Annotated in this window: 13 protein-coding genes; 10 read left to right on the top strand and 3 right to left on the bottom strand. The window is 50.9% G+C overall.

The features are described from left to right. Positions 1-138: 138 nt before the first annotated feature. Genes R3B84_01485 through R3B84_01470 form a run of 4 tightly spaced genes read left to right on the top strand, consistent with a single transcriptional unit; the run spans position 139 to position 5,107 of the window. Positions 139-1,002: a GTP-binding protein gene (locus tag R3B84_01485; protein ID MEZ6139218.1), complete on the top strand. Its 864-nt coding sequence runs from the start codon at positions 139-141 to the stop codon at positions 1,000-1,002. After that, on the top strand, positions 930-1,949 hold the full coding sequence (locus tag R3B84_01480) for a hypothetical protein (protein ID MEZ6139217.1): 1,020 nt from the start codon (positions 930-932) through the stop codon (positions 1,947-1,949). The genes R3B84_01485 and R3B84_01480 overlap by 73 nt, the downstream gene beginning before the upstream one ends. A gap of 44 nt (positions 1,950-1,993) precedes the next feature. Further along, positions 1,994-3,922, top strand: coding sequence for a DNA strand exchange inhibitor protein (locus tag R3B84_01475; protein MEZ6139216.1), 1,929 nt, complete (start codon positions 1,994-1,996; stop codon positions 3,920-3,922). Positions 3,923-3,949: 27 nt separating this feature from the next. Further along, complete coding sequence (locus R3B84_01470; GenBank protein MEZ6139215.1) at positions 3,950-5,107, top strand: DUF2330 domain-containing protein; 1,158 nt, start codon at positions 3,950-3,952, stop codon at positions 5,105-5,107. A 250-nt stretch (positions 5,108-5,357) separates the two neighbouring features. On the opposite strand, the gene R3B84_01465 is transcribed toward R3B84_01470, so the two are convergent. After that, positions 5,358-6,113, bottom strand: coding sequence for an SDR family NAD(P)-dependent oxidoreductase (locus R3B84_01465; protein MEZ6139214.1), 756 nt, complete (start codon positions 6,111-6,113; stop codon positions 5,358-5,360). A gap of 192 nt (positions 6,114-6,305) precedes the next feature. Between R3B84_01465 and R3B84_01460 the strand changes: the two genes are divergently transcribed. The 4 genes from R3B84_01460 (at position 6,306) to R3B84_01445 (ending at position 9,606) form a co-directional block, all read left to right on the top strand. Then, entirely contained in the window at positions 6,306-6,581 is a 276-nt protein-coding gene (locus tag R3B84_01460; GenBank protein ID MEZ6139213.1) for a hypothetical protein, read from the top strand. Beyond that, positions 6,578-6,742: a hypothetical protein gene (locus R3B84_01455; protein MEZ6139212.1), complete on the top strand. Its 165-nt coding sequence runs from the start codon at positions 6,578-6,580 to the stop codon at positions 6,740-6,742. The genes R3B84_01460 and R3B84_01455 overlap by 4 nt, the downstream gene beginning before the upstream one ends. Before the next feature lie 597 nt (positions 6,743-7,339). After that, on the top strand, positions 7,340-8,947 hold the full coding sequence (locus R3B84_01450; GenBank protein MEZ6139211.1) for an arylsulfatase: 1,608 nt from the start codon (positions 7,340-7,342) through the stop codon (positions 8,945-8,947). Continuing rightward, positions 8,944-9,606 carry a nitroreductase family protein gene (locus R3B84_01445; GenBank protein ID MEZ6139210.1) on the top strand — a complete coding sequence of 221 codons (663 nt, stop codon included), beginning with the start codon at positions 8,944-8,946 and terminating at the stop codon, positions 9,604-9,606. The genes R3B84_01450 and R3B84_01445 overlap by 4 nt, the downstream gene beginning before the upstream one ends. A 524-nt stretch (positions 9,607-10,130) precedes the next feature. On the opposite strand, the gene R3B84_01440 is transcribed toward R3B84_01445, so the two are convergent. Beyond that, the gene (locus tag R3B84_01440) at positions 10,131-10,355 is read right to left on the bottom strand and encodes a hypothetical protein (GenBank protein ID MEZ6139209.1); all 225 of its coding nucleotides are present in this window, start codon (positions 10,353-10,355) and stop codon (positions 10,131-10,133) included. Between the two features lie 312 nt (positions 10,356-10,667). Between R3B84_01440 and R3B84_01435 the strand changes: the two genes are divergently transcribed. Next, positions 10,668-10,880 (top strand): transposase, encoded by a 213-nt coding sequence (locus R3B84_01435; protein ID MEZ6139208.1) that lies wholly within the window; start codon positions 10,668-10,670, stop codon positions 10,878-10,880. A gap of 16 nt (positions 10,881-10,896) precedes the next feature. Here the strand turns inward: R3B84_01435 and R3B84_01430 are convergent, their stop codons facing one another. After that, a complete protein-coding gene (locus R3B84_01430) occupies positions 10,897-13,809 on the bottom strand; it encodes a hypothetical protein (GenBank protein ID MEZ6139207.1) in 2,913 nt (970 codons plus the stop codon). A gap of 181 nt (positions 13,810-13,990) precedes the next feature. Between R3B84_01430 and R3B84_01425 the strand changes: the two genes are divergently transcribed. Continuing rightward, complete coding sequence (locus R3B84_01425) at positions 13,991-14,125, top strand: hypothetical protein (GenBank protein MEZ6139206.1); 135 nt, start codon at positions 13,991-13,993, stop codon at positions 14,123-14,125. Positions 14,126-14,547 lie beyond the last annotated feature (422 nt).

Below are 14,547 nucleotides of genomic sequence, written 5' to 3'. Positions count from 1 at the left end.
AAAATGCCACTTTTCCATCCCATTTTCCCCACTCGCAGAAAGCCCAAACGTTCCTACAATTAATATTGTTCTTGCAAGATCGTATCGAACGGAAGGATTTAGCGCTTTTTTATGCAGCCGCGTCAAGATATTAGGAACTTGGCAGTTATTGCCCACGTTGACCATGGCAAAACCACCATGGTGGATCAAATGTTACGCCAATCGGGCCAGTTTCGCTCTGAAGAACTGGACAAATTGGTGGGGGGCCAGCATGGCCTCATTATGGACTCAAACGATCTCGAACGAGAGCGTGGGATTACCATTTTAGGCAAAAATATTGCCATCCGTTTAGGCAACATCAAAGTCAATCTCATGGATACGCCCGGCCACGCCGATTTCGGCGGGGAAGTCGAGCGGATTCTGTTGATGGCCGACGGGGTCTTTCTGCTGGTCGATGCCGCGGAAGGTCCACTGCCACAAACGCGGTTCGTACTTCGCAAAGCATTCGAAAAGAAACTGAAGCCGGTGGTGGTGATCAACAAGATCGACCGCCCCGATGCACGTATTCCTGATGTCCACAACATGATCTTTGACCTGTTCATGGAATTGGGCGCGGATGATGCAACGATGGACTTCCCCCTGATTTATGCTTCTGGCAAACAGGGCATCGCCACCCGCGATCTGAGCAAGCCTGGCACCGACCTGCACCCACTGTTCGATGCGATTCTGGAAAAAATCGACCCGCCTGTGGTGACCATGGATGGCCCCTTGCAGATGCAGGTTGTATCGCTGGAATACAGTGATTACGTGGGGCGAATTGCCGTCGGAAAGATCAACCGCGGTACCGTCAAAAAGAACCAGCGGGTCAAACTGATCAAGCAGAAAGATGGCCGTATCATCGACGACACCATCGTCCAGGTGCTGGAATACGAGAGACTGGGCAAAAAGAAGTGGAATCGCTTTCCGCTGGCGACATTGTCGCTTTGGTTGGGCTGGATGATGTGGATATCGGCGATACCGTGACCGATGTGGATCATCCCGAAGCGATGCCACCCGTGAAAATCGATGAGCCCACCCTGGACATGGTATTCCGGATCAACGATTCGCCATTTACTGGTCAGGATGGCAAACCGCTTACCAGTCGTGAATTGAAAGACCGGCTTGATAAAGAGTTACAGCGAAATATCGCCTTGCGAGTCCGCCCCAGCGACCGTGGGGAAGAATACATTGTTTCTGGCCGTGGTCTGCTCCACCTGACCATTCTGCTGGAAACGATCCGCCGGGAAGGTTACGAACTGTCCGTAGGCAAACCCCGCGTGATTATTCGCGAAATCGATGGCGTGAAGATGGAACCCGTGGAGCACCTGGTGGTCGATGTTCCCGGCAACCATGTGGGCTCCGTGATGGCTCAGGTGCTGGAACGTCAGGGCCAACTGATGTCGATGGATTCCGGTGAAAGTCTTGCCCACCTGGAGTTTACCATTCCCGCACGCGGCCTGATTGGATTACGGACTCGCCTGATGACCGCCACCAGCGGAATGGCGATTGTCCACCATACGTTTCATGAATATCAGCCGGTGAAACCAGCACTGCCCAGTCGTTTGAACGGCGTGATGATCTCAACGGAAACCGCCAAAGCAACTGCATACGCACTGGAAGATCTGCAGGAACGTGGGGTGATGTTTGTGGCACCAATGGAACCGGTTTACGAAGGCCAGTTGGTAGCCCAGCATGTGCGGGATAATGACTTGCCAGTAAACGTCTGCCGCGAGAAAAAGCTAACCAACATCCGCAACGCCAACGCCGAAATTAAAACGGTGCTGAAACAGCCACGCCAGTTCGATCTGGAAGCGGCCCTGGAATATATCGAAGACGATGAATTAGTGGAAGTAACCCCCACCGCCATTCGACTGCGGAAGATTCTGCTGAAAGAATCGGACCGTAAAAAAGCAGGCCGACGTGGGGGCTAATGCCCACCTGCGAACTTTTTCAAGGCTCCTCCCCTCATTGTGCCATGGATTCACACACACTAGGTCTGATCGGTTTCAATAAACTGCTGGACATTGTCAGTGGGTATGCGGTTACATCCATTGGTGTGGATCTGGTGCAACAACTGGAACCAATGCAGAACTTGGAGAAAGTTCGCCACGAAATTGGCCTGGTCACCGAAATGGTGGATGTACTGACACAAGGGCAGGCACCACCACTGCAAGGCATTCGCGATGTACGACTACTGTTGAAGCGGGCCATGATTGGCACGATGCTGACAGAAGAGCAGTTATTGCAGGTATCGGATATTTTTCTGGCAACTGGTGCCTTCTATCGCTATCGCATGCGAATCGATGCCCGGCACCACCGGTTGCTGGAGTTGCTGGCACCCATCGAAGATATGGGCACGCTGGCCAAAAATATCACTTCTTCCATTGATGGCCGTGGCAACGTTCTTGATGGTGCCAGCCCCGAATTAGCCGAAATCCGACAAAAACTGTTTCAGGTGGATGAGAAAGTACAACAGGAATTAAAACGCCTGTTGCGCGATCCCAAACTGCGCGAAGTGCTTCGTTTTCAGAATGCCACCGTGAATGGCGATCATTATGTGCTGGCAGTGGCAGCCAATCATCGCCAGAAAGTACCCGGGGTGGTGCACCGCACCAGCAGCACCGGCGAGACAATTTATATCGAACCCGCTTCCATTTCCCGCTTTTCTGCAGAACGGGTGGTTCTGAAAGGCGAAGAAGATCGCGAAATCAAACGCATATTGCGAAAACTATCTGCCCACGTGGGCAAATACGCTCGCCCAGCCGGTGCCGCGCTGGACATTATGGCACGCACCGATCTGATTACGGCGAAGGCAAGGCACGCACTCGATTACAAGATGTACCCACCGGAGATGAATACAGAAGGTCGGCTGTGGCTGCGTGTCGCCCGCCACCCACTGCTGGAACATCTGTTCCGGCACGAAACCATTCCACCGAAGGCAGATGGCAGTCCGGGAACCCAACGCAAGGTGGTACCAATTGATATTCGCCTGGGAAACGGCTTCGATCTGTTGATCATTACCGGCCCAAATACGGGTGGAAAAACCGTCACACTAAAGACCACGGGACTGCTTTCCGTGATGGCGATGTGCGGGATGATGATTCCCGCAGCCGAAGGCAGTTGCGTGCCGATATTCGATCATATTTTTGCCGATATCGGCGACGAGCAAAGTATCGAACAATCGCTCAGCACGTTCAGCTCTCACATTTCCCGCATGTCGACCATTTTTGCCCAGGCTACTTCCAGATCACTGATTATGCTCGATGAAGTGGGTGCTGGTACCGATCCCCACGAAGGTGCCGCGTTGGGCCGGGCAATTCTGGACTTTCTGGCAGAGTTGGGCTGTCGGGCGATTGTCACCACCCACCTGGGTGATCTGAAAACCTATGCCTTTACCAACGACCGCGCAGAGAATGCTGCAGTTGAATTCGATCTGGAAACATTACGGCCAACCTATCGCCTACACATCGGCCAGTTTGGGATGAGCAACGCCTTAAAAATTGCCCGCAGACTAAAACTGCCCAAAAGTATTTTGAAACGTGCCCACCACTACACGCGGCGGAAGAAAGGCAAACTCCCCGAAATGCAACGCCTGCAGGCACTTCGCGAAGATGCGGAAAAAGCCCGCGCGGAAGCACTGGCACGCCAGGCGGAAGCGGATCGCCAGAAACAGGAATACCAGGCACAACTGAATGAGCTGCAGCGTCAGGCCCGCAGAGAGGAAGAAGTAAAACGGTGGCGGCAGACCTTGCAGGCGGGCAGCACGGTCTATTCGGCACGGTTTCGCAACACCGCCAAAGTGTCTCGTGTTGACCATCGCAAAGGGATTGTGGTAATCTCCATTGGCATCGGTCAGTGGGAAACTACAATGGACGATGTTTATCCGGAAGCACCTGCTTCTTAATTCTTCATTATTATTTGCGAGGCCGAGATGAAAGTTATTTTTTCGATCGCCTTGGTGGGAAGTTTCTTTTCCGTTTTGAATCTGGCTTTCCCGCCAAACCATGTTCATGCCTGTGCGATTGCGCCGATGGATCCCAAAGATGCTATCCGTGCAGCAGACGAAACTGCACTGATCTTGTGGAATGCCGAAACGAAAACAGAACACTTTATTCGTTCTGCTACGTTCGAAACCAATGCCAAAGAGTTTGGCTTTCTGGTACCCACTCCAACGAAACCAGAACTGGGTGAAGTGGGTGCAACAGTGTTCGATTCGCTGAAAACATTGACAGCGCCCAAGATTGTGCAGCAGGCCCGCACGGCCCCACCCAAAATGGGTTGTGGTTGTGGATCGGAAAAATCTGCGACCATGGATTATCCTGCACCTGCAGGTGGTGTGCAAGTGCTTGCCGAACAACGGGTTGCAGGATTAGATAGTGCCATTCTGGAAGCCTCCAATGCCGATGCATTAACCAAGTGGTTGGCAGATCATAAGTATCCTGTTTCCGACAAATTGAAGCCGTGGATCGACCATTACGTACAGAAGAAATGGTTCATCACTGCGTTTAAAATCCCAGCTGACGCCACACTCGATAAGGAAATCATGGTGCAGGCCAAGGCATTGCGGATCTCTTTTCAGACCGACAAGCCGTTTTATCCTTACAAAGAGCCACCTGTGCCTCGCCCCTACGGTGGGAATTATCCCCCACGGATGTTGCGGGTCTACTTCATTGGCGAGGAGCGTGTGGAAGGTTTTCTGGGCGATTCCACAAAAGCCTGGCCTGCCAAAACTGTGTGGAGTGATGCACTGAGCAAAGAAACCCGCGAGCAGTTGACCAAAGATCTCATGTTTCCGGCCAACAGCAATGAGATTGGCATGCGACTGACAGAATTTGAAGACCGTTCCACCCCACGACCAGGCTTTGAAGATGTCTTCTTTGGCAAAGCGGATATGCAGGCACCAGTACACCGCCCGGATATCATTCAGTATGTGCAGCGGGAATTCACCAATCAGCAACTGGCAATGGCCATCTTCGTGGGCCTGCTGGCGATGCTCTTCCCCTATCGCAAGCTGCGACCACTGGGAATAAAGATGAAAAAACTTGCCAGCAAGCTAATCTTCAAACAAGCCACATCCCAGCCCCAATAATCCGGACTCCCTACCAGAAGGTGAGACTAGGAAAAATCGAATTGTCAAAGAACAGTTATAGTGAAATTATTTCCACTTCTATATAATATATCCTTGAGCTTGTTCAATTGATCACTTATTTTTGGATTTTTTCAAGGAATTTCTTTGAAAACGAACGTAAGTTCTTGTTTTGAAAGCAGTTAAGAAATTTTCAAAAAAATTAGAAGAACATTACGATACTGCATAAATGACGCAAAAAATGAGAAATCACTCACACTTTGTGCGTAGATCGCAATGAACCCATCCCCCCATCGACGCCAATTACTTGACCAGTCAGCCAGCTATTCTGTGGATCGAGCAATAGTGCGAGCACGCGGGCAACATCGCCTGGTTCACCAAGTCGCCCCACGGGGTGCATCGCAGTTGAAATTTTCCGAGAGGTTTCATTTGCTGTAAGTCCTTGTGTCAACGGTGTTTGCACTAATCCAGGTGCCACGCAATTTACACGGATGCCACGAGCAGCATAGGTGGCCGCAGCAGACAACGTCAGGCCAATAATCCCAGCCTTTGCGGCACCAATCGCTTCGTGGTTCGCCAGGCCAAAGCGGGCAGCCACGGAAGAGACCAGAGCAATCGATCCGCTGCCTTTCATCGCCTTCACACTGGCACGCACCAAGCGAAAGGCACTGGTCAGGTTAATAGCAATTGTGTTATCCCAATCTTCATCCGAAGTCAGGTGGGCTGGTTTCAACACAAACGACCCCACGCAATGTGCCACGCCAGACAATTGCCCATGGTGCTCCAGGCATTTTTCCACAACTGTCTGTGCTGCAAGGCTTTCCGTAAGATCTCCTACCCAGTAGGGTGCGTTTAAACGCTGCCCCAATGCCTGCAATTTTTCCGCATTGCGCCCCGCAAGAAACAGTGGGAAACCCTGGGAGTGTAACAGTTCTGCAAGGGCACTTCCCACGCCACCGGTGGCACCAGTAATTAAAACTGCTCCTTTGTCGACTGAATTTTCCGCCATCGTCATCTGCTCCCAAACTCTTTAGAGCATTGATAGTCGGATAGCGATCATGATCCCACTATTGGATACAAAAGCGGACGTTTTGGTCGTTTTGTGATCGACGTAAGTACTTTAATAGACTATGTTTGCGGAAAGATAATCACCGCTGAAGAAGAGAAAAACCAGAGGCCTCGCCCGGATTCGAACCGGGGAATGACGGTTTTGCAAACCGTTATTTCAGATTCGCAAACTACTTATTCTGCAGGCACTTACGACGAATTGAATCGACCTGTTGCACCCAGTGTTGCACCTCTTTTTTCGCAGTCAGATGCCAATGATCTGGCTGCCATTATCACTGCCTGGCCGCAAATGCCAGACGCAATCAAAGCCGCCATTAAATCATTGGTTACAGTGAGTACAGCTCAGCACCAACAAGCACCGAAACAACTGTCGGAAGATTCCCTTCCTTGGGAACAGGCTGCAGGATGATTGGTGTTGTCAAGCAAGGTGATCAAGATACTCAAGATCTTTTTGTTAAGGAGGTTGAGCTGGAAGAACGGTTGGGTAATCCGATCATTCAGCCAAAATTACATGCCCATGAATGCGGCTATTATGAGATAATCATTCCCTTTGGCCCACCACTGGGTTAATTACCCGCCGATCTTAAACAAGCCACCCATGAACTACCTGATGAACTGATCGAACTTTTACACACTTGAGAACCACAGTCTGATACGATTGGTTGAAAATGTAAATCATCTCAAAAATAACACCTCTGACAAATGACACATGACACAACCTACTAAAACCCCAAAATCTGGACGAGTTTGTCAGAAACGTAGAAAGTTCTGTCATTTCTCAGCAGTCACGGAAAGAAGAAGTTCTTTCGACTGTGGTGGATGACTGCTGTTGGATATCAAGTCGGGATTCGATTGGAACTGGGGCAACAACATGTGCAACTTCCTCCTCTGCATCTGCCCTTCATTGTTTCTTGCCGTACCAAGAATCAATCCAATTGCGTAGGTCCTGTTTTGCCAAGGAATTCCTGACGTGCGGTATGTATCTTCACCCAGACCTGCAGACCTGATGGCCCTGAATCGGTGATATGTAAAAGGATTTTGAAATACCGCAAAGACGCACTTTGCAGACGGGGTATGGTTCAAGTGGGAAAATACTGGATATTGTGTTGCCCATAACTAGACTGACAACCTGCTTCTAACAGTGACTCCCATGGAGATGAACACAACATGTTAAAGAAACTCTGGATCATCTTCCTGTTCCATGGTTGCTGTTCAGTTCTCAACGCTGCACCCAAACCCAATATTGTTTTGATTCTGGCAGATGATCTCGGATTTTCCGACCTTGGCTGCTATGGTGGGGAAATCGCCACACCGAATCTCGATGCTCTGGCGAAAAATGGACTTCGCTTCACACAGTTCTACAATTCGACGCGCTGCTGGCCCTCGCGGGGTGCACTCTTAAGTGGCTACTATCCGCAGCAGATTCATCGCGACAAGTTGCCCGGCGTACCAGGTGGTGGCGTGCGTGGAATCAGACAAGCCTGGGCACGATTATTGCCCGATTTCTTGCGATCTGCGGGCTACCGCAGCTATCATAGCGGCAAATGGCACATTGATGGCAAAACCCTCGATGGTGGCTTTGACAGTGCACTCACGATCAACAGCCCTGGAAACTTTTTCACCGCACGTGGCAGCCTGCTGAACGATGTTCCCATAAAGCCACTCGCAGACGAAAAAGGTTATTACCTGACCATTGCAACTGCCGATCATGCCATCGCGTGTCTGAAGGATCATGCAGCGAATCATTCAAATAAGCCGTTCTTCCATTACCTGGCCTTTCATGCGCCACATTTCCCGCTTCACGCATTACCGGAAGACATTGCAAAATACGAAGGTAAGTATGCTGAAGGTTGGAACAAACTCCGCGAATCTCGATTTGCTCGTCAGAAAGAACTCGGCATTGTGAACACAAGCCTGTCTGCTCTGGAACAGAATGTGGGACCACCCTATCGTTTCCCGGATGCGTTCAAAAAACTGGGCTCCGGTGAAGTCGATCGCCCGTTACCCTGGAGTGAACTCACCCAGGAACAGCGCACATTTCAAGCAACCAAGATGGCGATCCATGCCGCGATGATAGATCGCATGGACAGGGAGATCGGTCGAGTGATCAAGCAACTCAAGGTGATGAACGCTCTGGACAACACGATTATTCTGTTTGCATCGGACAATGGTGCCAGTTCGGAAATCATGGTGCGGGACGGCGGCCACGATCCTGCAGCATCACCGGGAAGTTCTGCATCGTACCTTTGCCTTGGGCCGGGATTTGCAAGCGCATGCAATACTCCCTACCGCAGACATAAGACGTGGCTCCACGAAGGTGGAATCAGCACTCCATTCATCGTTCACTGGCCTGCTGGTATCCACGCGAAGGGTGAGTTGCGGACCACACCCGCTCACTTTATCGACTTCGTTCCCACGGTTCTGGATCTGACGAAAATCGACAAACCCAAAGACTGGAATGGCGTGCCCATCCCTGCAGCACCAGGCAAAAGTATCGCACCGGCCCTGGCAAAGGATATCTTGATCGAACGGGATTTTCTCTGGTGGCTACACGATGACCATAAGGCTATTCGCGTGGGTGATTGGAAACTGGTTGCTTCGGCGGGCGATCCATGGGAGCTTTACGATATGAAAACCGATCGTGCAGAACAGCACAATAAGGCCCGGGAAATGCCAGAAAAAGTGAAGGAACTCAGTGAACTGTGGCAGAAACAAACAGATTCATTTACGGAGTTGGTTAACAGAACACCCCCTGCTAAAGGCAAAAAGAAATGAGCTTGCAGATCCCATTTCAGCCACTCCAGTTGAGTAATGAGGAAACAGAACAGCGTGGGGAAGAGTTTTTCCGGTTGATGGATCTCCGCCGTAATGTACGTGATTTTTCCGATCGGCCAGTTCCAAAAGAACTGATTGAACTTGCAATACGCACAGCTTCTACCAGTCCATCCGGGGCCCACCGGCAGCCATGGAAATTTGTTGCAATCAGCCAAACTGAAATTAAAAAACAGATTCGGGTGGCAGTAGAAACGGAAGAGAAGCAATCATACGACCGTCGCATGTCGGCAGAGTGGTTACATGCTCTGGCACCCATTGGGACAAATTGGGAAAAGCCATACCTGGAGATCGTACCATGGATTGTGGTGGTATTCGAAGAAACCTATCGCATTGCGCCACAGGGGAATGTAGAAAAGAACTATTACGTGAAGGAAAGTGTGGGTATTGCCTGTGGCATCTTCATTACCGCATTGCACCAGATGGGGCTGGCAACACTGACTCATACCCCCAGCCCGATGGCCTTTCTTGCAAATATGCTCGGTCGTCCAGCAAACGAACGCCCGTTTATCCTGTTTCCTGTTGGTTACCCTGCAAAAGACTGCACAGTTCCCAATCTACGCAGAAAAACCCTGGATGAAGTTGCGATCTGGATGGAATAGCTGGCCTTCACGGAACTAAAGCTACACGAAAACCGATAAACTTTCTTTTTTCAAGAGGTTTACTCGAACTCATCATTGCACCACGACACATCATCCCATGATGGCTTATCCAGCTCCCACCTCGAAATGCCCTTTCAGAACTTATGTCAGTAAGATTATCGCACCAGTCATAAACGTTTCCACTCCTGTCACAAAGTCCCCAAGGGTGAGGAGCAATCTTTTCATATGTTCCTACTTCAGTTGATCTTCCGACAAATTGACCTACTTCATTTGTTCCAAATCGCACTTTCCCATTATGGTTTGCCCTACCCTTTCAACTCATTTCCCCAATAAAACGCCAGTTTGTTTCCCTTGCCGCCACGATAAGCATACTCCCACTCGTGTTCATTTGGTAACCGGTTCACATAACCCTGTAAGTTGCATTTTTTCAAGAACTCCTGGACGTCCCCCCACTGTGTATCCTCGAAAGATTTCTGCCCCTGGGAACAGCTCAGCAGCACCGCTGTATTGGGAATATCCCCAATCTATAAACTGGTACCTACTTCCCGACCCCGACCAGCAGTAGGATCGTTCCGGCAAGCATCCATCATTAATACACGAGAACCGGCACTGCTGCCTAAAATACTGGCCAACGCATCACTCAGCGGAAACATCGTCTGGTAATCCCACGGATCTTTCCCGGCTGCAACGATCTTCTGATCCGTATCCCACGCACAGTAGTATGCCACGTCGGAATTCTGCAGCTGCATTCCGTGACCAGCTAACCCAATCAAATACACTCCACTGGCTTCCGTTCTCCTTCCGTGCCAGCTCCAGGGTCGCCTGCATCTTCGCAAGTGTCGCATCTCTGCCCAGCAACTTTTCCAATGATTTGTTTGCATCTCTTACACTCATGTCCATTCTTAAAAGCGTTTTTAGGAAAGAAGATAAGGCAAGGTAACTCGAAATCGGTAGTCACGACTATTCTCCCACGTTTATAAGCGTCTATGTTGGACCCCGAAAAATCTACCACGAATAGAATCGCTTTTGTGGTAGAAAATACTCGTGCCAACGAAGGGTTGATGATGAGTAAAAGACCACGAACTCATACTGCTGCATTCAATGCTCAGGTGGCTTTGGCAGCGATGAAAGGAGATCAGACACTCAGTCAGGTGGCGGCCCGATTTGGAATCCTCATCCGGCTGGTGCAAGGCTGGAAAAAGCAGATGCTTGACCAGGCAGCAACGATATTTTCTGGAACTACCCATGCAAGTGATTTGGTCTTGACAACGTGATCCGCTAAAAGCGACATCATTTTGCCAATCGTCCCATCTGAGCCGCGATATCTTTCAGGCTCTTGGGCCAATTGTCGAAGATGATTTGTTTCGCGCCGGGGATCGACGGCTCGGTGATGCCATCGACCAGTGTGCCAGCCGGCTGGGCATAAATAAACTTCACATGATCCTGCCCGAAAGTTGCTGGCAGACTGCGGGCATAGACTTGCAGCTCTGCCGCGTAATCCGCTGGGCTGTAGCCGAGATTGTATTGATCTGGCACCCAGATCACGCCCGACACAGACATCGGGGTAAATGGACTGACGCACCAGTTGTAGGCGTAGGTCGGAATCATGTCTTTCTTCACGTCATTCTCATTGTTTCCATTCGCAAACGCGGGATAAGCAAGTGGCGCAGTGGACAGGTCAGTATTCCTCTTAGCCAACTCCAAGACCGTGTTCACAGAATTCTTGACTGCATCCAAATATTCAGCTGCAGTCTTACGGGCAATATCCGAGGAGGGGTCCTGCAGATGTAGAGATTCCAGTCTCATTCGAAATGAAGGATGCGTCACTTTCCTGACGCCGTCGTAGGATGTCCACGAAAGCGGTGAGGCCATAAAGGGAGAACGACCGCCCTGGCCGGATGACATGGTGATGAAGCCTTGGGGAACATCCGGACGATTCAGAGCCTTTGCGAATTGGTAAGCGAACATGGTCACGCCTTGGTCCTGTTTCGAGAAGTCGGCGGTCCTCCAGGATGAGCGATATCTTCCAGCTCCAGTTTCAAACTGGCGTTTCCTCGGTGTAGGTGAATAGCTGGCGGCGGACATTCTTTTGAACTCCCGGACCAGCGGCATTGCGGCTGGGAGATCAACTTTCTTGTCACGCTGTTCATGTCCCGATTCCGAGGTCAGCAGTGTGCCGCCGGTCAGAAACCAGACATCCCCGACAAGGATGTTCGTTACGGTTCTGCGATGACCGTGGTTTGATTTGACCGTCAGAGTGATTGGCAGGGTCGAAGCTTTCCTGGCAGGAAAGATGACTGACCACTGCTGCCGGTCGTTGGCTTTGGCAGACCTGGTGACATCGCCTAGTGTTACCGTAACCTCCACGCCCTTGTTGGCATGTCCCCACACTGGGATAGGCTGATCGCGTTGAATGATGGCCCCATCGCGAAAATACTCAACCACCTGGAGGATGGGGTAGTCTGGATCGGTGAAGCGGGCATAACGCGCCTTCTCTGCGGCAACTTTCTCGGGGTCGTCTTCTTCGAAAATGAGCTTACCGTTGATGGCGGCAAAGGGTGTGGCTGGTAAGCCGGCCTTGTTGTAGAGGTTGCTGTTGATTGGCGATGCACAATAGGCATACTGCACACCGATCGGCTGTGGCACCGACGATGAACTTACAACTACCGTGTCACCCTCGATCACCGCTTGGGCAGAATGCCACTGCTTATCGGCACCGCAAATACGGAAATGATTCAGCTTCTCACCGGGAGTAGACTTAGCAGGCTCGACATACATGCCAGGGGTCGCGTTGTTTTTTTCCTGACCCTTGCTGCCTGACATCAGGCCGCCAAACAGACTATCTTTTTCAAAGGTAACAATCAGCTTGCTTTTCTCTACTTGATAACCGCTGTAGATTGGCCCTGTATAAGCGATGTCACGGCCGTAGTCTTTCGCCAGCGCCCAGCGTGCCAAGCGTATCCCAGGGTGGAGTTTGTTTTGGTAATGAATCGCGCCAGGATTCTGCGGATTCAGGTCACTCTGCACAACCATGCCTACATGCTTGCGATTGTTCTTGAAGAACAGGAGTTGCGCCTGTCGGATATCGGCAAAACCAACGGCATTTGGATCTGCATCGCCATAACACTGCATCTGCGTGAAGTAGAATGGCATATCAGGCATTCCCCATGCTATGCGCCAGCCATCAGCAAGTGCTTCCAGACGCGATGCGTAGATTCGACCGTCATTGGAATTGCTTGTACCCTGGCACCAGATCGACCCGCGGATAGCGTAGGGAACGATCGGAGCGATCTTGCCGTTGAAAAACTGCGAAGGCCCACGCCATTGCCCCGCGATTCCGGGCAACTCCGGTCGTCTCAGTGGGCGTTCTACTGGAAATCCTTGCTTGGCGGATTCATCCTGCCATGATGCAAGATCGCGGTAGAACTGTTCGAAGGCGGCGCGGCCCTGCATCGTCGTCACATCACCGTCATGTATCTGGTCGGCATCCACTTTCAGCTTGGGGTGAGATTCGATCGCCTGCCGCTGGGAGAAAGCCTCAATGCGAGTGTTGCTGTGAGAGGTCAGAAGGATGCCGACGGGAACCTTCAGCTGCTTGTAAAGCTCGTATGCAAAAGCAAGCGAAAGTGCCGAGAACTGACTGGCAGAATTGATCGTCTTCCAGCCTTGTTCCGATGTCACTTTCTGCTGGGGATACAGAGCCGACACAGTGTCGGTTCGGAACTCGCGAATTGGAACTGCCTCGGTCGCGCCGGCTAGTTCTCGGGCCAGATCACGACACAGGGAACTACCAGCGACCCACTCCATATTCGACTGCCCTGATGCGTGCCAGATCTCACCCACCAGAATGTCCTTGAGGGTCAGTGTCATGCCGCCCTCTTCAGTGATGACCATATCCGCAGGTATGGCGGAGGCCTTGAGTGGATCGAGTTCCAGCTTCCACTTGCCGTCCTTGCCTGCCGTGGCAAACTTGGACTGACCAGCGAAATTAACTCCAACTCGTGTGCCAGGATTGCTCCAGCCCCAGACCGGGACCTTCTTTTCGCGTTGAAGAATCGCATGATCGCGAAACGGTGAGCCCACCTCAACTACCCGATTGCGTGGTCTTTCCTCCGTGCCAGCGTAAGCCGACACACACATGGAGGCTCCCATGAGAAAACAGAAGATAGCAAGTTCCACGATCTGGAATCTCAAATTCCTCATCTCTATTTTTCCTTTGTTGACTGGAGTATGAGACATACCTGTACACTGAACAACTGTAGTATCTTATGAATACCAAGGCGTCATCAACTTCGCTTCAGTTGGGATCGTCAGTCAGGGGTTGTTGAAAATCAGGGATTGGGTGATTCAGGAGGGTGCGGGATCGATTTAGGCCCAGGATTGGATGAGCGAACTATCACCTGCAGCCTGGAAACAGCAACAATTCGACATCTCCCCACCAACTTGGATCGATTCTCAGGAATCTGAATCAGCAAAGAACATCAATGATCTCCGCAAGTTAAGAAAACCTGCGCCTTGAATGCTGAAATCAAAAGAGTCGCCCACTGAACGGGTACACAAATCCCTTGTGAGCGGGTCATTTTTTCGGGTTCATCTCCCATGATGCTACAAATCTGCACACAGCGTGAAATTGGGGAAACATTCTGATGATCGGTTAAAAATTTACCCGGTAAGGTTGCCTCCTCGCACAGAATCGCATCAAACTGCAACCAAGTAGTTTCCAGGAAATGTTTTGATTCTATTCACTTTTGGATGAGCTCGAAAGGGATTGGTTATTCATTCACATTCCGGATGGTTCGGCACCCATCGCCCCTGATCCTGGACGGTTAAGCGTCTTTCAGAGTCGTCAGAGTTCTTGTCCGCATACTTATTCAAAAGGAACAGCATTGCCTTCCAACTGGCCCCCACCCTGCACTAGTCCAATCCTGGGAGCTGTTCAAT

The sequence above is a fragment of the Zavarzinella sp. genome (genome assembly GCA_041399155.1).
Classification (GTDB): Bacteria; Planctomycetota; Planctomycetia; order Gemmatales; family Gemmataceae; genus JAWKTI01.
Note: the sequence above shows the minus strand (reverse complement) of the source record. Positions and strands in the feature narration are given on the sequence as shown.